Genomic DNA, 17,475 nt, shown 5'->3' with positions numbered 1-17,475 from the left:
ACCCCAACCAGGAAGGCCAATTCCCGTGACCAACCCCTTCGACGACGATAACGCCCAGTTCTACGTCCTGATCAACGATGAGGGCGAGCACTCACTGTGGCCGATCTTCGCCGCCGTCCCCGGCGGCTGGACCATCGCCCACGGCGCGGCCCCCCGCCACTCCTGCCTCGACTACGTCGAATCCCACTGGCTCGACATGCGCCCGAATTCCCTGATCGCCGCAATGCACCGCGAAGCCAACTGAATAGGTGGGGCGCACCGGTCTCACATCCCCCCTGCCGACCGGTGCGCCCCGCCCCTCAAACTCGGGTGCGCGGGGAGTTGATGATCATTCGTGCTTGTTGGCGCCAGTCGGCGACGGCGCGGCCCTGGAAGGTCGACAGTGCGGCGTCGAATTGTTTGGCGCGCTTGGTGACGGTGAGGCCGACGTAGGTGTGGCCGTTGGTGATCGCGCGGGTGGCCACCGCACAGGCCTCCTCCACCTCGCCGGAGCCGAGCAGGGCGGTGGCGTGTTCGAACCGGACCAGCGCGGGCTCCATGGTCTCGCTGGGGTCGTAGAGTTCGATAGCTCGCGCGGCGGCGCGGGCGGTCTCTGCGGTGCGGCCCAGGCGGGAGTAGCCGATGGCCTGATAGAAGGCCAGCTTCTCCGGGCGGAAGGAAAAGATGCCGATCGAGAGTTGGTCTGCCGGAATATTTTCCAGTGCCTGCTCCGATCTTGCGATACTGCCGGCGAAGCCGTCGAAATTGCCGAGACTGGCGTGCGCGCGGGCCGCCATTCCCCACAGCCAGGCCGACGCCGGACCATGGCCCGGATTTTCTTCGAGGCGCGGGCCGAGCAGGTTCAAAACTTCCTTCGGATTATCGCTATAGGTCGGTAAATACGCTAATCCCGCCAGCGCGATATCCTCGGAATAACGGTCGCCGATGTCCTGGGCGGCGTGAATTGCGGTGGTGTACCACATTCGCGCCTGACCGAAATGGCCCTCATTGAACAGAATTTCGCCGGCGACATTCGCCAGGCGGCCCGCAGTACGGACCAGTCGGATTTGATGGTGGGTGGCCTGGCGTTCCGCGAGACTGCCACGGACCGCGCGGAACTGGTCGAGCGTGAGTTGCAGCAACTCGTGCGGCGGCACCTGCACCACCCGGGCGCCGAGGGCCTCGACGGATTGCTCGAAGAAGCCGAGCCGCCGCTCGCTCATCGACCCGGCGTCCAGGGTCGCAAGCATTTTCTCCGGTTCGCTGGCGACCATATCGGCCGCCTGCCCCGCCAGGCCCGCGCCGATGCAGGCCAGCAGTAATCGCCTTCTCACGTCGTCATCCTCGACTTCCTTGTCGAGCCCGATGTCCCTACCGAGCTGTATCCGATCGAGCGCCGCGCTCGCATCTCCGATATCACGGGTTGTCAGTGGGCCTGGCGCGATCGCGCGTTCGAATCGCGCGATGACGACAGAATCGGCCTCCGATAGCACTCGATCGAGCAAACGTCGGCTTGCGGCATGCATCCGGGTTGTCCGGCCGTTCTCCCACAAGATCACGGTGCGCGGGGTGACGCCCACCAAGCGCGCGAACTCATAGCGACTTCGCTTCATCGCCATGCGAAGAGCGTGTACGTCTTCGCCGGTCCAGTCGACCTCAACCATAGGTCCCGCTTCCTCGTACCAGGCTGATTCAATCGGAAATTACTCGCATTTACCGCATTCGGCTCTGTTATCGATCGAATCGCAACGTGCACGCTGAAGCGGTACCCGGCACCGGGTTTGTGCCCCAAACCCTTTCGGGGGCGCTGACTCTCCGTGGCCCGACGCACGGTCCCGACGCTGCTCCGATCCAACAGCGTCGAAGGCGGGCTTCGGCGGGGTTGCCGGTGCCGGGTGCACTTATCTTTTCGCGGAGGTGAACAATGGACGTTTTGCATTCGGATATCCGGGAATTGTGGCTGGTGCAGAGCCGTGATTGCAGTCAAGAACCAGTGGGTCTCAGCGACGACCGGGCCCGTTTCATCCTGTCTGTCCACGCTGGCCACGGCGCCCGCTGTCGGCAGTACCTGGCCGCGTCCGCACACTGCTTCCGGCGCACCGCCGAGAAGTAGCCCGATGCCCTGATGAGGGGTTCCGGTGCGGCGCTCAATTGTTGAGCGCCGCACCGAGATCGGGTGCGCAGCATGCTCAGTGGCGTCGTTGATAGGCGCCGGGCGTATGCCCGAGCGTGCGACGGTAGACATCGATAAAGGCGCTGGCGCTGGCCCAGCCGCAGCGGTGCGCGACGGCGGTGACCGGAAGTGATTCGGCCAGCAGCTGCACCGCGCGGTGCAGGCGCAGCTGGGTGCGCCATTGCGGATAGGTCATGGCGAGTTCGGTGCGGAACAGGCGGGCGAGAGTGCGTTCACTCGCACCGACGTGTCTGCCGAGCTCGGCCAGTGTCCACACCGTGGTGAGGTCGCGCTCCACCAATGTGCAGGCCCGGCGCAGTCGGGCGTCCTCGGCGGCGGGTAGGCGCAGGGCTTGCGCGGAGCTGCGGTGTATGCGGTCGAGTAGTACCTGGCGCAGGCGGGCGAGTTCGTCGGCGGGCAGGTCCTCGGGGGCCGAGCAGGCGATGATCAGTTCGCGCAGTAGCGGGTTCACCGCTATGACCGCGGCATCGCGCGGCGATTCGGCGACGGGTGGTCGGATGCCCGGTTGGTTCGCAGCGGTGTTCTGGTCGGGTTGGAAAGCGACGCAATGGAATCGGGTGGGGCCGTAGAAGCGATGTTCGTGCCAGCATCCGGCCGGTATCCAGATGGCGCGGTCCGCGGGTGCGATCCAGCTGCCCGCATCGGTGCGGACCTCCGCGACGCCCGCGCTCGGGTACACGATCTGATGTTCGGTGTGCCGATGCCGGTCGATCTGTGATCCGCCGGGCAGATCGCCGGTCGCCGTCGGCGCGCCGAGACTATGGCTGATAAGCGACATATTTTGGCACTTTATCGGAAGTCTGCCGCACCCGACCGTTCTTACGCTGACTGCGGACGACGAGAGGGGACAGGTCATGGTGGAGACAGTCGAGGCCGCACCGGCGGTATCGGACTGGCAGCGCATGCGGCACTGGGCCATCGCGCATATGGTCGACGATTTCTATCAGGGGCTGGTGCCCGCCAGCATTCCGTTCTTCGTGCTGCAACGGGATTACAGCTACATCGCGGCCTCCGGTCTCGCATTGGCCGCGACACTGGGAAGTGCACTGCCGCAACCGATTCTGGGTGTACTTGCCGATCGATGGCGCTTGTTGTGGTTGGCACCGGCCGGGGTATCGGTGGCCGGACTCGGGGCGGGCCTGGCCGGGTTGGCGCCGACCTATCCGTTGGTGTGGGCGCTGCTGCTGCTTTCCGGACTCGGTGTGGCGGCATTCCATCCGGCCGCCGGACGCGATGCGCGCGCGGCGGCGGGTGACAGTGCCCGCGCCATGAGCTTCTTCGCGGCGGGCGGCAGCGCCGGATTCTTCCTCGCACCCGCGCTGGCGACACCGGCACTGGTATCACTCGGTGTCGGGGCTACCGCGCTGTTCATTCCGCCAGCGGTTTTGATGGGGTTCGTGCTGTGGCGGCATCAGCAGCGACGCACGCGAAACGCCGTGGCGCCGAAGCGAATCGATGGATGTGACCGCTGGGTGCCGTTCTTCGTGCTGACCGCGGTCGAGGTCGTTCGCTCGGCCACGTACTCCGGTATGAACACCTTCATCGCGCTGTACTGGATCAATCATCTCGGGGCGTCGCGGACGCTCGGGGGAGTCGCCCTGGCCGCATTTCTCGTCGGCGGTGTCGCGGGAACGCTGGTCGGCGGCCGGATCGCCGATCGCATCGGCATGCTGCGCACTGTCCAAATCGGCAGTGCGGCAGCGATTCCCGCATTGGTCGTGCTGCGCATATGCCCGAATCCCGCACTCGGATCGGTCGCCGTGGTCCTCGCCGGTATTGCTGTGAACATGCCGTTCGCGGTATTCGTCAAGCTGGGGCAGGACTATCTGCCGACGCGGCCGGGAACCGCCGCGGGCGTGACATTGGGTCTGGCGGTCAGCGCGGGCGGCCTGTTCGTGCCGGTACTCGGGGCCATTGCCGATCGCCATGGTCCCCAAGCCGTCCTCACCACACTGTGTTTCATACCCGCCGTCGCGATCGCGTTGGCCGCTTTGCTGCCGGAACCAGCTCGCTGAGGGCGTCAGTTGCGCTCGGCGAAAACCGCGCGCGCCACAGCGATGCCATTCAGTGCGGCCGGAAATCCGGCGTAACCCACCATCTGCGTGATGATTTCGACAACCTCGGTCTCGGTGCCGCCGACATTCAGCAGACCGTGGATGTGCACGCCGAGTTGCGGCGCGACGGTGCCGAGTGCGGTGCACATGGCGATGGTGACCATTTCGCGGGTCTTCAGGTCCAGGCCCTGGCGGGAGTAGATATCGCCGAAGCTGTACTCGATGATGTAGCGCCCCAGATCCGGTGCGATATCGCGCAGCGAGTCGATAACTTGTTCGCCCGCATGCCCATCGATCTCCGCGAGCTTCGCACTCCCGCGCTCGAACCGGTCACCCACCGGTGCCGGTGCCGGTTCGGCCGGTGCCGGGAGATCGGTGCGGGCGTCGAACACTTCGCGCGCCGCAGCCAGCCCGTTGAGTGCGGCAGGGAACCCCGCGTACACGCTGACATGGATGAGCGTCTCGACGATCTCCTCCCGCGTGCACCCCACATTCAGCGCCCCGTCGATGTGGAACCGCAACTGCGGCGCGGCATTTCCCATCGCCGCCAGCGCCGACACGGTCGCCAACTGCCGCTGCCGCAAGGTCAGTCCGGGCCGCGACAGAATGTCGCCATACCCGAACTCGACGGTCAGCCGCCCGAGGTCCGGTGCGATATCCGCGAGGCTGTCCAGCACCGCGGGCCGCTCCTTTCCACCGACCTGCCGAAGCAGTTCCAGTCCGCGCTCGAAGCGATCATTGCTGGTAGGGGCCTGTGTGTTCGTCATGCCCCGAACTCTAAAAGTTGGAGTGCACTCCAACGCAAGCGCTGATTTGCCCGGCTGGCCGAGACCCTGACATGGCCCAGTCGCCACCGACCGCAATCCCCAGACTCAGCGTGGCCTTGCCCTTCCCCGCCCAACTTCCTGCTGTCGTTGTAGACGACCCCGCCAGGGAGAAACTACGAGTGCCCTGTCTGCGAAGCTCCGCCCGGTGCGCAATGCGTGGACAAGAAGGGGCAACCCTGTGCGACGGCCGAGGAAGCGGTGGCTACGTCGGTGAATACTGACGGCGTGATCTTGCTTGCGGTGGAAGGCTTCTCGTGCTTCGCAGAGGTGTCCACGGGGCGGTGGCATGATCTTACCGATCAACGTCCAAACAAGGGGAGGGCCACATGAACCAGTTGCCGATGCTGTCCGCTGTCCAGATCGCCGCGGAGCGGGTCCTGCTGCGCAAGGCGCGCGACGCTGATCGGGAAGGACTCATCGAGCTACAGACTGACCCGGATGTCTGGGCCTACATCGGAGTCCCGCGGCTGCGGGAGGACGCCGAGCAGCGCCTCGACGCGATCGGCGGCGCAGCCAACGCAACCGCCACTCCCGGCCACTTCATCATCGCCGACAAGGCCACCGACAACCTGATCGGAACATTCGAGCTCAAACGGCGGGCCGCTGACGAGCCCGGCCACGTCACCGACGACGGCGAGGAACTGGAACTGGGTTACCTGATGCGGCGCGACGCCTGGGGCACAGGACTGGCGTTCGAGGCCGCGAGCGCCGCGTTACGCGCAGCCGCAGACGAGCTCCCAGACCAGCCGGTCCTTATCGCGACCCAAACGGCCAACAAACGCTCGCTCAGACTCGCAGCCCGCCTGGGATTCCAGCCGGTCAGCACCTTCGAATGGTTCGACGCCGGGCAGACCTTGTGCCTGGCTAGCCTGCACTCGTTCAAAGCCTGAATGGCAGGTGACGCCACCAACACCCGTTCTGTGACACGCCGTGCAGGTGACGTCACTTTCCGCCGATACAACGCGAGCCCGAAGCCGCTCAATGACACCAGAATTCACCGACAAACGACGTCGACATTCACCGCCCTAGCCACACGCAGTTGCGCCAACAATCTGGCAGGAACCCCAGACCTGTCCTCTGCCACCTATCTGACGCACTGCTGCTCAGAACTCGTTCCCTGCGTCAGATCAACTGGCAACGGACACTGCCAGCGGTGTGCCTGCTCTGGTTGACTGGCTCCGTGGTTCCGACGAGCACCATCACCCGCGTCCGTACCCTCGACGGCCTACACCTGGCAGCCACCCTCGTCACTCCCGGTCAACCCACGACGCACGCCGTCGTGCTGGTGCATGGTGGTGGCGTCACCCGTGAGGAGGGCGGCTTCTTCACCCGTCTCGCAGCCGGCCTTGCCGATGCTGGTATCGCGTCGCTGCGGTTTGACCTTCGCGGCCACGGCGACAGCGAAGGCCGCCAAGAGGAACTAACTCTCTCCGCCATCCTCAACGACATCCGCGTCAGCCTCGCCGCTGTGCAGGACGCCACGGGTGCCAGTGACCTGTCGCTGCTCGGTGCTAGCTTCGGGGGTGGTATTTGTGGCTACTACGCTGCCAAACGCCCAAAGGATCTGTCCCGGTTGGTGCTGCTGAATCCGCAGTTCGACTACAAGAAGCGCACCATCGACACTCGCGACTACTGGACGAACGACGTCATCAACGACGAGAAGGCCGAAGAACTCAACGAAACCGGAGCGATCCAGTTCACGCTGACACTGCGGCATGGTCGGCCGCTGCTCAATGAGGTGTTCTGGCTGAAGCCGAACGAAGTCCTCGGCGAGATCAAGGCATCGACTCTGATCGTCCATGGCAATGCAGACACCTTGGTCCCAATCGACGGTTCCCGCGCTGCCGTCGCTCAATTCACCGCACCCGTTGAGCTGGTCGAAATCGAGGGATCACAGCACGGATTCGCCGTCCATGACGATCCGCAGTACCTCAACCCGAAAAGCCGGGAGTTTCAGGCTGAAGTGATCCGCATCGCGGCGGACTGGCTCACGGCCTAGCGCGACGGCATCAAGGCTGGGGGACACGCTGCAGGGCACCGACAAGAACGTCAGAGCGCGACACCGACCCAGCCAGCGAAACTTGACAGGCTATCGGTGCGCCGTCGTTCAGCCGCCGCGATCCCGTGCAGCGTCTCGCGTACAGAGGGGTGCAAGCGGGTTTGCTGTGGCGCAACCCGCCGCGCCAGGTTCAACGATTTCAGCGCCTTGTCCGGCTGCCCGGACATCAACCACGCCCGTGCTACGTCCTGCCAGTGGTGACCGGCACGCGGTAGCGCGATACCCGCCGGAAGCACGAGCGCCGTCCCTTCGCGGGCGGCTTTGCCAGGATCGCCCGCTTCGAGTTCTACTGCGCACGAATGGATTTCGACATTCGCGGGACCGAACATAGTGCCGTACATGTCGGATTCTCCGTTGACATGTAGTGCGGACGTTCGGGCCTCTGTGATGTGGTTTCGAGCAACGTCGGGACGGAACCCGCGAGCGGCAATGATCGACCCGCACAGGTGCCCGAACCCGCGTACCTCAGTAGCAGCGGCATCGTCACCAGTGATCGTGTCCAGCGCCTTTTCGATCAACGTCAGCGCGACATCGTTTGCGTTGTGGTACATCAGGATTCGGGCGCGCTTGATCCTTCCGAGCGCCGCGTACAGCGGGTCATCCGCTTGTGCGGCGAACCCTTCGAGGCGATCCAGCGCGGAAACGGCCAAGCCCATGTATCCGAACCGGCGGCACAGCCGTTCGGCTGCCGCGTGTGCCGCACACAATAAGTTATAGATCGCCCCGCGTTCGGCGGCGGTGCTGGTCGCGTGAAGCGCGCCGTACAACTGGCGCATGTGCACAGGGAGCCGCGCGAGCGCCATCCGGCTCTTGTCGTCGCGGCAGTCCCGATCAATGGCGGCCATCTCGGCGGCTAGCTCCGCAAGAGTCGGCGGTTCCACACCTTGGGCGTACGGACCTTCCGCGATCAGCGCGCGTAGTTCGGTCAGACCTTCGAGTGGCCCACCGTCCGCCTCGATTTCGGCGTAGTACGGCACTCCGGTCAGTCGTTCGGGCTCCACGCTCAGCGACCGCGCGATAGCAGCGATGAATGCTGGGGATGCCGGTTCGCGCCCTTGCTCGACAGCGCGGAGCAAAGACACGCTGTAGTTGGCTTTCTGTGCCAACTGGATTTGTTTCAGTCCGGCGAGTTTGCGTTCGACCGCGATGCGGTGGCCTACGTGGGTCACGGCGGACTCCCTAGCAGTTGGGCAGGTTTGGCATCCACAGCCGAGACTACCGGCCGCGACCAGGGCGTTGCGAGTTGTCACCAGGTTGTCACTCGCGGCATTTGTATGTCCATAACGTCGGATTGAGCACCTCCCCAGCGGGACGCGCCCCACAGCGCACCGCGAGCTACGACCCGCCCAACGGCGCGGTTGGTGCCCCCGCTGGGGGGTGTGCAGCCAACGACAAGGGGATTAGATCGTGACTACGAGCGACCTTCCGCAACGAGTTCCGTTCGTCGGCCCACCACGGCCCGAGGTTCATGCGTGGTGGAAACCGCCGACCGCCGAAGTGATTGAGCTATTCGTGATTGCGGGCAACCGGTGGATCGGTGAGCATGAACCGCCCGAGGGGGTGCCGAATGGCGCTCAGTGATCCGAAGGTGAAACTCTGCCCCCGCTGCACCTATGAGGATGCCGGGCCGGACATCGGAATTTGCCGCTACTGCAAGGCCGATATCGAGCGCGCAAGCCGCGCAATCGTTCTCGCGCAGCGCGACACCGACACCAGAACCGACCGCCCGGCGGCGTGGTTGCAGCGCGACGACGGATCATGGGCGCCAGTTGACGACCGCGGGTTTGTCGGCCGGACATTCGCATTCGCATTGGATGACGATCACGAGTTCGACGAGCACTCTGTGATCACCGTCGAGCCGATCTCGATCGACGACACGGAGGTCGACTAGCCGTGTCGACGACTGGACTCGTGTGCGCAACGGTCGCCGGGGTTTTGACGTTGGGCGTCGCGCTTTTCTACGTACTGCCCTACCTCGTCGATCCCCCGGTGCACGTTGACGGCGAACGCCCCAGTACGGAAATACTCGCTCGTATCGCTCGCGACCAGTGCCACCGTGCGCCGGACTATCCGTACAGCATCGATGAAGCGCGCCGCGTATTCCGTCAGCGCATCAACTGCGACGCCGACTCATGCGGCGCAAAACATGAGGCTGTATGGACTTTGATCGACGCAGGGGTGCTCCGACCAAGCACACGTGTCGAGCGGTGATGAGACACTGACACAGAACGAGAAGCGACGAGAAAACGGAGGTATCGGCGTGGGAAGTGACGACCAGATCGGTTTCGATATCGAATTCGATGAGAAAACACAGGCATGGCTGGATTGGGTTGCGCCCGAACGCATGGAATCACGAGTGCAAGAATTCCTTACCCGGACAGTCCCCGACATGGCTAGCGATTCGACTTGGTGGAAACCGCCGATGTCGACTCGGATCATGGAAGCCGCGAAAGAGTTATTTGTCGACCGGGTCGGATTCTTCGCCGCGGAAAACCGCAAATCGGCAGACCAATTCATCCGGTTCCTTGGCGAATGCTACGTGCGGCGCGCGGGTTATGGATGGATGAACATACCGGAATGGGGTCCGCCACTGTACGACGATTTCGGGCCGTCCGTGCGGCTCGGCGACGACCGGATATCCGACGTGTCTATGGTGTCGATAGCGAAGCGCCTGTTCGACGACAGGGACGGACCTGAGATGATCGAATACAACATTACTGAAGCTGTTCGCCGGGCACAGAGAACCCGAGCCGTCACGTAGCAGCACGCACCTGATCCGATTCTCTTCGCTTAAACGGGGGTGGGTGCTGACGTGCCCGACGAATACGACGCTGTCCGACGCGACCTGTCCAGCTACGAAAAGGGTCTGTATTTCGAACTGGGCAGGGCGCATGAGCGGGGGGAAACCCCGGAAAAAGGGTGGGTCCGTCAATTCGAGATCCGGACCAGTGAAGGTCCACGGGTTCTGGATTCAGCGCGATCCGAAGGCCGAGGAACCCGAAGTTTGGAGCGCAAATCAGGACGGGTCAATGAGCGGGATGCTCACGAGCAGTTAAGAAAAGAGCGGGCGGGGCTCGAATCCCAGCAGCTGACACATAGCACGTGGGAAACGGTCGAAGGTGAGAAGCTTCCGGATAAAGTACGCGAGGACATGCAGGAATTGGCTCGCGATTTTCCCAGCAGGTTTCATCACGAGATCGTTTCCCGTGCCGATGCGGCGCGGGCTATCCGTCTCGGGCAATCCTTGGTGTCCAAACAACTCGAATTGATCAGGGCGTATGAGCTGGTTCGTGCCGACCGTGCTCGTAAACGTCTGGAGAAGATCCGGGAAATCGTGCGAGCGCGGGAAGCCAAGGCGAAAGATGAACGCACTCGAGAGAAAGAGCCTCGGGAGCGAGGGATACCGAAGGAGCGGGACGAGCGGGCACGGGAGGACAAGGCGCGAGACGAACGCACCAGGGTCGAACGTGAGGCTGCCGTACGGGCAGCACGAGAATTTCCTACCTTAGAGCAGGTATTCGCCCGAGAAGACAGCCGGGACAGGACGCAACCGCCCGCCCGCACCGACCGCGAAGCGCGGGCGCGGGAGGTGCCCGGTCTGGAGATCAAACCAGCACGCGCCCAAGAACCCCCGGCACCGCCACCCCTACCCCAGCGAACCCCAGAGCAGGAACGTGCGAACGCTCTGGCACGAGCTGTACAGGAGCGCGACAACGCGCGAGCGCTGGCAAAAGAGAATGGACTATCGCCGCAGATGATGGGCATCCTCGGACTCAACAGCAGCGACCCGCCCAAGCTGGTCGATACCGACCAGGCCCGAGCGCACGCCGAGTCCAAACGGGATCGGTCGATACACCAGAAACGAGAACGCGAGCGGGCTGAGCGTGAACGCGAAGGCCGAGTTCGCGGCGAGCAGTAGGTAACCCGTTCCGCGACTTTCCGGCATTGGAACTGCTTCGTGGAGCGCGATCAGTGCGGACCGAATTGTTTACATAATGAGGATGGCGATGTTTCGCTGCTCAGATAATTGTCCGATCTTCGACACCGCCGACTCCCGTTCGGCCGAATTGCGTTGCGGGCCGTAGCGCAGCCTGAATGTCAAGATTTCTGCGGTATGCGTTCGGGGGGCATCCCGGGGCCGATCTTGGCCTGGATTTCGTTGGGGTCGTGCACGCGACCGCAGTGGGCGCACACCGTTTGCTGGGTGATTCCCGCGCCGCATACCGAGTGGGTGTAGAGGATCGGGGGCTCGCCGTCGGTCGCCCATTCGTCGCCCCATTCGGTGAGCGCGACCAGTGCGGGTGCGAGCGCGCGCCCCTTGTCGGTCAGCAGGTACTCGTACAGGTCGGGCTGCTCGGAATACTTGTGGCGCACCATGATTCCGGCCTCCACGAAACCATTGAGGCGGGTCTTGAGAATGTTGGTCGCCACGCCCAGGCTGCGCTGGAAGTCGTTGTAACGGGTCGAACCCCCGAACACGGCGTCGCGAATGATGAGCAAGCTCCAACGTTCGCCGATCACTTCCAGTGCGCGCGCGATCGAGCACACCTGCGAGTCGTAGGTCTTCCCGAGCATGCGAACCAGTCTACCGATCCCACTTGCGTCATGAAAGTTGCTGTGGTTATGCTCACTTGCATGATGCAAGTAGATGTGAAGCAGAACTTCACCACCGCTTTCTCGGTGGATCGAACTCCCCAGGAAGCCTTCGAGGCCATTGTCAATGTCCGCGGTTGGTGGTCGGAGGATGCCGAGGGCGTCACCGATCAGGTCGGCGGCGAGTTCGTCCACCGCTACCAGGATGTGCATCGCTGCACGATCCGCGTCACGGAGCTGGTGCCCGGCCGCAAGGTTGCTTGGCTCGTGCTGGACAACTACTTCAACTTCATCGAAGACCAGGCCGAATGGAAGGGCACCGAGATCGTCTTCGAAATCTCCGAAAACGATGTTGGTGCCGAGGTTCGCTTCACCCATGTGGGTCTGGTTCCGCAGTACGAGTGCTACGACGTGTGCTCCAACGCATGGGGTGGTTATATCGGCGGCAGTCTGCGGAATCTGATCAATACCGGTGTGGGACAACCCAACCCGAAGGAGGGTGGCAACGCCCCGGTCCATCAGGATGCCGCCTCCGTGCTGCGCGCCGAGCGCGCACCTCAGGCCGTCACACTGAAACCGGGCAGCATCCTGCTCGGCAGCACCCGGCCCGCGGAACTGCGGGACTGGTACCGCAGCACGCTCGCACCGGAATACACCGGCGAAGGACCGATCGATCTCGGCGGCTTCCTACTGGTCATCGACCAGCGCGACGACCTTGGGACGAAGAACAACGAGCCGGGCCGGATGATCCTCAACTTCCATGTCGAGGACTTCGACGCCATCGAGGCGCGGCTGCAAGCGGCCGGCGTGGACTGGCTCGCTCCCGGTGAGGATCGCCCCTCCGGCCGCTTCGGGACCTTCGTGGACCCCGACGGGAACTACCTCCAGATAATCCAATTCAAGTAGCGCGGGCGCACCGTCAGGCTGCCGCCGGGATCGGGGATGCGGCGGCAGCCTCCAGCAAGCGTGGCGTCGTGGCCCGCGCGCGGCCCATGGAGCGCTGCGGCTCGATGGTGGCGAAGGTCGCTTTGATGGTGGTGCCGTGCGGGTTTCACCGGAACGAGGGGTCGACCTTCATGCCACCCATTGCCGCGTCGTTGTGGTGAGCGATGAAGAAGAATCCGTCTGTTGGAGGCAATGGGCAACGCCTTCACTGAAGTTGAGACGCGGCTTGGAGCGGCCGGGATCGACCTGATGCACGACTGCGCAGATGCCGATGAACGGTCCCGGCGGGAAATAGACGACGCCCCAACCTCAACCCGATGAATAGCGACCATACGAATAGCGGTCTCTGACGGTCCAGAACCCCTTAACACGGTCGGGACTTCGGTTTTCATCATCTTCGGGCGGAGCGTACGCATTCGTGCCACGCTCGTATGTCATGCACTTCGAGATCACCATCGATATCGATGCGAGCCCCGAAACGGTCTGGCGGATCCTCACGGATGTCGAGACCTGGCCGGAATGGACCGAATCCATACGCAGTGTGCGACGCCTGGACAGCGGCGAGTTCACCGTCGGCAGCCGGGCCGAGATCCGCCAGCCTCGGCTGCCCACGGCCATCTGGACAGTCACGGAACTGATCCCAGGCAGAAGCTTTACCTGGCGTGCGACAAGTCCCGGTATCACCACTACCGCAGGCCATGAGCTGATCGACCGGATCGGCTCGGTCACCGTCCGCCTCGTCATCGACCAGACAGGATCGCTCGGACGGCTGTTCGGATGGGCCACTGCGCGCCTCACCCGTCGCTACCTCGAGTTGGAATCTCATGGCTTGAAGCAGCGCGCCGAATCGGGATAGGGGGCAGTATCCGCCCGAAACCCGGCCCAGAAAGGTCGGGGAACCGAATAGCCGGAAAGGGGCGTAACCATGGGAAGAAGGTGGCGGCACGATCGCTCACACCGCCGCCGACTCCGGTCGATATCTCGCGATGAGACATCCCAGCCAGGGCGCCCATGATCTTGCGATCCGAGTGCCGACTCCGCCCTCTTGATGGGTAGACCCGAAAGTGGGTCAGCCAACCGTTACGTCACCCGCCACATGGGGCAGCCACTCGGTTCAGGCTATCGGCGGCACCTCCTTACGGAGGCGGAATGTCGCAGCCATGGTAGTCGAACATACTGTCGAAACAAATAGCGATGGCTGAGATTTCGGCCACCGCGTACGCGCTGTTTCCGAGCCCTGGGGTTTAGGCACACGCTGCGGCGATAGCGGTCGGCGAAGCATTTGTTACACCCATCATTTGGGGGCATAGGTGGTGTCGATGCCGCCAGTAGGGTAGGAGGCTCGAGGGAGGTCGTCGATCCCCCAAAACGGGTGGCAGTGAAGGGGTTTTACGAATGCTGGGTAGAGAGAAGTCGATGGGTGCCATGGTCGTGGCGGTCGGAGCTGCGATGCTGCTCACGGGGTGCAACGACAGTTCCACCAGCAGTCAGCCGACCGCGAGCAACACGAAGGCAGCGGCCGCAACCGCCGCGGCCACGACTACATCCACCGGCGGTGCGAACACGTCAGCCGGGGGTGAGAGCCCGAGCGCCGGAGGTGGTAGCTCGAACGCCGGGGGTGGGGGCTCGAGCGCCGGGGGCGGGAGCTCGAACAGCGGGGGTGGGAACACGTCTGCCGATAGCGAGAGCCCGGATACCGCAGGTCAGGGCACAAGGGGTGAGCTCTTGGACCCCTGCGGGATATCCGACGCCGACATCACCAAGCAGGGATTCCGCGCCGACAGCAAGGAGGCGTCCACCGGACCCGGTACCGATAAGAACTGCCGATGGCAGTCGGTTGGGGGCAATTCCGAATTGACGATCGTGTCGACCCGGAAAATGGTGGAGGACTTCCAGCAGACCGGGCGCTACCGGGATTTCAGTCAAGTGCAGGTCGGCGGCCGGGCCGCCAACCAGTATCGTGCGGCCCAGGACACGAACAACATCGGGTGCTACGTCGACATTGCGGTGCCGAGCGGCTCCGTCGTATTCGTCACGCGGAATCTGAAGCCCGGTGCGCCAGAAGAACCGTGTGCCGGTGCGCGTCGTATCAGCGGCGCACTGGTCGGGTATCTGCCTCCGCGCTGACCCCTGGCGGGAAACGATCGATGATGGCTGGAATACGTTGCGCGGCAACGGCTGCCGGTTGACCTGAGGCGATGGCCATGCCGGTGGGGCGCGGGCATTCGCACCCACCGGTTTCGAATTCGGTTATCCACCGGACGTCGTCGTCGGTTCCTGTCCCGGCGGTGCGGGGAGCCGGTGTCGTCGGCGGCATCTCGGACCGCCGACCGATGTCCGAGAATTCGTGACTGTTGAATATGCGATTCCACCGGTCGGCGACCCCAGGTCGGTGCGGCGCCGCACCGGGGTATCACTCGTACTCGGAAATGTGCGCCGCGTCGTCCGTTCCGGCATGTCGCCAGGGAAACGCGGCGAGGTCGGGTTCGATCCAGCCGCTCCGGGCCGGGACGCCTGCCAGCGTGGTCGGTCGATAGAAGCGGGTGAGCAGCTTCTTGTTCAGCAGTGCGGGATTCCGGTCGAGGAAGACGTCGAAGTCGGCGGTGTCCGCTTCCTCTGCGTGATGACCGACGAGCTCGACCCAAGCCCGGCTGATGGTCACGTTGTACTTCTGCGGAGCGCCCGCGTACCGGGCGGTGCGCTGGATGCCGTCGCTGACCAGATACACCGCGGCAGCAGTGCCGTAGCGCTGTACCGCCAGCCAGGTCAGGTGGATGTGCTCGCGGTGGCCGAAACGCTCGGCAGTAGCCATCACCTCGCCCATCAGCTCCGTGAACGACGAGGTTTCCTCGTTCGCGCCGTGGCCGGAGTGTGGACTGTGGCCGTGCGTAGTCATGCCCCTTCCTTGATCAATGCGTCCAGGACCGCGTAGAACCCGGTGATCGCCTCGCCGGGCAGGCCATTGAGCGCTCGGTTCTCGAGATCGGCCAGGGCTCGCCCGATCACGACGGCCGCCGCACGCCCGGAATCAGTGAGCTCGATCAATACTGAGCGTCGGTCGCCCGCGTGCGTACTGCGGGTGATGTGGCCGCGGCGCTCGAGGCGGTCCAGCACGCTGGTCAGCGTCGTGGGGCGGGCGCCGATGGCGGCGCCGAGCTGGGACACGGTGCGCCCGCGCCCGTCGGCGAGGTTGGCCAGTGCGTTGATCTCGGAGGCGGTCAGATCGAGGTCGACGAGTTCGGCGGCAATCAGATGCACGGTGGCGTGGGTCGCGCGTTGCAGGGTCAGCAGCAGCGACCGATCGGGTGATACGAATTCGGAGTTCACGTTTTCGGATATTATGATCTCGTACTAATAAGTGCAAGACTGCCAGTGCGGTCACTGTCCCTTGTCGGGAACAATCTGGTGACCGATCGGTCCACGTCGTCCTCCTCCGGTCCATTTGACTGCCGCTCGGCTTCGAAGCTCGGATCGGAGCGATAGCTGAACACGGTCGGGGTAGCCACTCTGCTGGTTGCCCATGGGTGCCAGCCGAGCGGTGACCGTCTAGATCCGGGTCCGGCCAACACGCGATCACCCGGTGGTACTAGGGGGCCTCCCCGGGTGTGGTCTCAGGGACCGACCCCGATGCGTGGGGCTGGGGAGGATCCCTACCGTCGAGGTATGCGGGTCGTGACGATAGGTATTGCTGCTGGTTTGGTTGCCCTACTCGTGGGGTGTGCGCAGGATGCGGATAAGGATGCGTCGGCGGGCGTGTCAGAGGACCGCATTCGGGTGGTGCAGGGGGATATCGATCGGGAGGTGGCGGGTGGGGTCACGGGGATGATCGCGACGCTGACCGAGAACGGGAAGACAGTGACGCTCACCAGTGGTGTCGCCGATATCGGCACCCGTGCGCCGATTCCGACGGCACCGCCGCAGCGGGTGCGGATCGGCAGTGTCAGCAAGACGTTCACCAGTGCGGTGGTGCTGCAGTTGGTGGCGGAGGGCAGGGTTCGGCTCGACGAGCCGGTGGATACGTATCTGCCGGGGCTGTTGCGGGGCGATGGGATCGATGGGCGGGCGATTACGGTGCGTCAGATCCTGCGGCACCAGAGCGGTTTGCCGGAGTTCGCCGAAGACCCGCGCATCGACGAATATCGGGCGGGCCTGGAAGGTCGGATCATGACGCCCGCGGAAGAGATCGCGATAATCCTCAGCAGGCCAGCGGATTTCGCACCGGGTGCGCGGTTCGAGTACAGCAATTCCAACTACATCGTGGCGGACGTGCTCATCGAACGGGTCACGGGCGCATCATATGTCGATGAGTTGAACCGGCGGATCCTGAAGCCGTTGCGGCTCGATGACACCTACTTGCCGGGGCCGGGCGAGCTCGATATTCGGGGGCCGCATCCCGAGGGGTACGCCGATATCGACGGCGTGATCACCGATGTGTCGCGCATCGAACCCTCGGTACCGTGGGGTGCGGGCGGGATGGTCTCCACCGGCGACGATCTGAATCGCTTCTTTCGAGCGCTACTGGCCGGGCAGGTGGTACCCGCGGCCGAGCTGCGCGAGATGCGCGACGGTGTGCCGATGGGAATGCTCGACATGTCCTACGGACTCGGCATCGGCTCCACCCATTTGCCGTGCGGCGCAGAGTATGTCGGACACACCGGCGGCATCTACGGCTACCTCACGATATCCGGCGCCACACCGGACGGCCGAGCGGTGACCTACGCCTACACCAAGCCGCCGGAACAGCAGCCCGATCAGACCACCATGCTGTCGGACGCTCTTTGTCGATGAAGAGAATCACATCAACTTCGCGCCATTGTGGATAGC

At 64.0% G+C, this 17,475-nt stretch carries 18 protein-coding genes; 11 read left to right on the top strand and 7 right to left on the bottom strand.

Annotated elements, in window-relative coordinates:
- The first annotated feature begins 25 nt into the window (after positions 1-25).
- Positions 26-244 (top strand): MbtH family protein, encoded by a 219-nt coding sequence (locus tag ABZ293_RS25575; protein WP_354958956.1) that lies wholly within the window; start codon positions 26-28, stop codon positions 242-244.
- A 55-nt stretch (positions 245-299) separates the two neighbouring features.
- On the opposite strand, the gene ABZ293_RS25570 is transcribed toward ABZ293_RS25575, so the two are convergent.
- Both ABZ293_RS25570 and ABZ293_RS25565 read right to left on the bottom strand, forming a co-directional pair.
- On the bottom strand, positions 300-1,598 hold the full coding sequence (locus ABZ293_RS25570; protein WP_355184549.1) for a hypothetical protein: 1,299 nt from the start codon (positions 1,596-1,598) through the stop codon (positions 300-302).
- A 570-nt stretch (positions 1,599-2,168) separates the two neighbouring features.
- Positions 2,169-2,951, bottom strand: a complete 783-nt coding sequence (locus ABZ293_RS25565; protein WP_355184547.1) for a helix-turn-helix transcriptional regulator — start codon at positions 2,949-2,951, stop codon at positions 2,169-2,171.
- A gap of 76 nt (positions 2,952-3,027) precedes the next feature.
- Here ABZ293_RS25565 and ABZ293_RS25560 point away from each other — a divergent pair, with 76 nt between their 5' ends.
- Positions 3,028-4,188, top strand: a complete 1,161-nt coding sequence (locus ABZ293_RS25560; protein ID WP_355184545.1) for an MFS transporter — start codon at positions 3,028-3,030, stop codon at positions 4,186-4,188.
- A gap of 5 nt (positions 4,189-4,193) precedes the next feature.
- Here the strand turns inward: ABZ293_RS25560 and ABZ293_RS25555 are convergent, their stop codons facing one another.
- On the bottom strand, positions 4,194-4,994 hold the full coding sequence (locus tag ABZ293_RS25555) for a carboxymuconolactone decarboxylase family protein (RefSeq protein ID WP_355184543.1): 801 nt from the start codon (positions 4,992-4,994) through the stop codon (positions 4,194-4,196).
- A gap of 386 nt (positions 4,995-5,380) precedes the next feature.
- Here ABZ293_RS25555 and ABZ293_RS25550 point away from each other — a divergent pair, with 386 nt between their 5' ends.
- A complete protein-coding gene (locus ABZ293_RS25550) occupies positions 5,381-5,944 on the top strand; it encodes a GNAT family N-acetyltransferase (RefSeq protein ID WP_355184541.1) in 564 nt (187 codons plus the stop codon).
- A gap of 290 nt (positions 5,945-6,234) precedes the next feature.
- A complete protein-coding gene (locus tag ABZ293_RS25545) occupies positions 6,235-7,053 on the top strand; it encodes an alpha/beta fold hydrolase (RefSeq protein WP_355184539.1) in 819 nt (272 codons plus the stop codon).
- A gap of 50 nt (positions 7,054-7,103) precedes the next feature.
- Here ABZ293_RS25545 and ABZ293_RS25540 read toward each other — a convergent pair whose 3' ends face one another.
- On the bottom strand, positions 7,104-8,282 hold the full coding sequence (locus tag ABZ293_RS25540; RefSeq protein ID WP_355184537.1) for a helix-turn-helix transcriptional regulator: 1,179 nt from the start codon (positions 8,280-8,282) through the stop codon (positions 7,104-7,106).
- Between the two features lie 398 nt (positions 8,283-8,680).
- Between ABZ293_RS25540 and ABZ293_RS25535 the strand changes: the two genes are divergently transcribed.
- The 3 genes from ABZ293_RS25535 (at position 8,681) to ABZ293_RS25525 (ending at position 11,032) form a co-directional block, all read left to right on the top strand.
- Positions 8,681-9,004: a hypothetical protein gene (locus ABZ293_RS25535; protein WP_355184535.1), complete on the top strand. Its 324-nt coding sequence runs from the start codon at positions 8,681-8,683 to the stop codon at positions 9,002-9,004.
- A gap of 369 nt (positions 9,005-9,373) precedes the next feature.
- On the top strand, positions 9,374-9,874 hold the full coding sequence (locus ABZ293_RS25530) for a hypothetical protein (protein ID WP_355184533.1): 501 nt from the start codon (positions 9,374-9,376) through the stop codon (positions 9,872-9,874).
- A 51-nt stretch (positions 9,875-9,925) separates the two neighbouring features.
- Positions 9,926-11,032 (top strand): hypothetical protein, encoded by a 1,107-nt coding sequence (locus ABZ293_RS25525; protein ID WP_355184531.1) that lies wholly within the window; start codon positions 9,926-9,928, stop codon positions 11,030-11,032.
- Between the two features lie 179 nt (positions 11,033-11,211).
- Here ABZ293_RS25525 and ABZ293_RS25520 read toward each other — a convergent pair whose 3' ends face one another.
- Positions 11,212-11,688, bottom strand: coding sequence for a helix-turn-helix domain-containing protein (locus ABZ293_RS25520; RefSeq protein ID WP_355184529.1), 477 nt, complete (start codon positions 11,686-11,688; stop codon positions 11,212-11,214).
- Positions 11,689-11,748: 60 nt separating this feature from the next.
- Between ABZ293_RS25520 and ABZ293_RS25515 the strand changes: the two genes are divergently transcribed.
- The 3 genes from ABZ293_RS25515 (at position 11,749) to ABZ293_RS25505 (ending at position 14,778) form a co-directional block, all read left to right on the top strand.
- On the top strand, positions 11,749-12,612 hold the full coding sequence (locus ABZ293_RS25515) for an SRPBCC domain-containing protein (RefSeq protein ID WP_355184527.1): 864 nt from the start codon (positions 11,749-11,751) through the stop codon (positions 12,610-12,612).
- A gap of 475 nt (positions 12,613-13,087) precedes the next feature.
- Positions 13,088-13,507 (top strand): SRPBCC family protein, encoded by a 420-nt coding sequence (locus tag ABZ293_RS25510; protein WP_355184525.1) that lies wholly within the window; start codon positions 13,088-13,090, stop codon positions 13,505-13,507.
- Between the two features lie 539 nt (positions 13,508-14,046).
- Positions 14,047-14,778 (top strand): DUF3558 domain-containing protein, encoded by a 732-nt coding sequence (locus ABZ293_RS25505; protein ID WP_355184523.1) that lies wholly within the window; start codon positions 14,047-14,049, stop codon positions 14,776-14,778.
- Between the two features lie 286 nt (positions 14,779-15,064).
- Here the strand turns inward: ABZ293_RS25505 and ABZ293_RS25500 are convergent, their stop codons facing one another.
- Together ABZ293_RS25500 and ABZ293_RS25495 are read right to left on the bottom strand one after the other, a co-directional pair.
- The gene (locus tag ABZ293_RS25500) at positions 15,065-15,547 is read right to left on the bottom strand and encodes a hypothetical protein (RefSeq protein ID WP_355184521.1); all 483 of its coding nucleotides are present in this window, start codon (positions 15,545-15,547) and stop codon (positions 15,065-15,067) included.
- Positions 15,544-15,978, bottom strand: a complete 435-nt coding sequence (locus ABZ293_RS25495; protein WP_355184519.1) for a MarR family transcriptional regulator — start codon at positions 15,976-15,978, stop codon at positions 15,544-15,546. Before ABZ293_RS25495 ends, ABZ293_RS25500 begins: the two co-directional genes overlap by 4 nt.
- Positions 15,979-16,314: 336 nt before the next feature.
- Between ABZ293_RS25495 and ABZ293_RS25490 the strand changes: the two genes are divergently transcribed.
- Positions 16,315-17,439: a serine hydrolase domain-containing protein gene (locus ABZ293_RS25490; protein WP_355184517.1), complete on the top strand. Its 1,125-nt coding sequence runs from the start codon at positions 16,315-16,317 to the stop codon at positions 17,437-17,439.
- The last annotated feature ends 36 nt before the right edge of the window (positions 17,440-17,475 follow it).

Origin of the sequence: Nocardia sp. NPDC005998 (genome assembly GCF_040614395.1) — a bacterium.
Lineage (GTDB): Bacteria > Actinomycetota > Actinomycetes > Mycobacteriales > Mycobacteriaceae > Nocardia.
The sequence above is the reverse complement of the archived record's forward strand: the minus strand, read 5'-3'. Positions and strand labels throughout refer to the sequence as shown.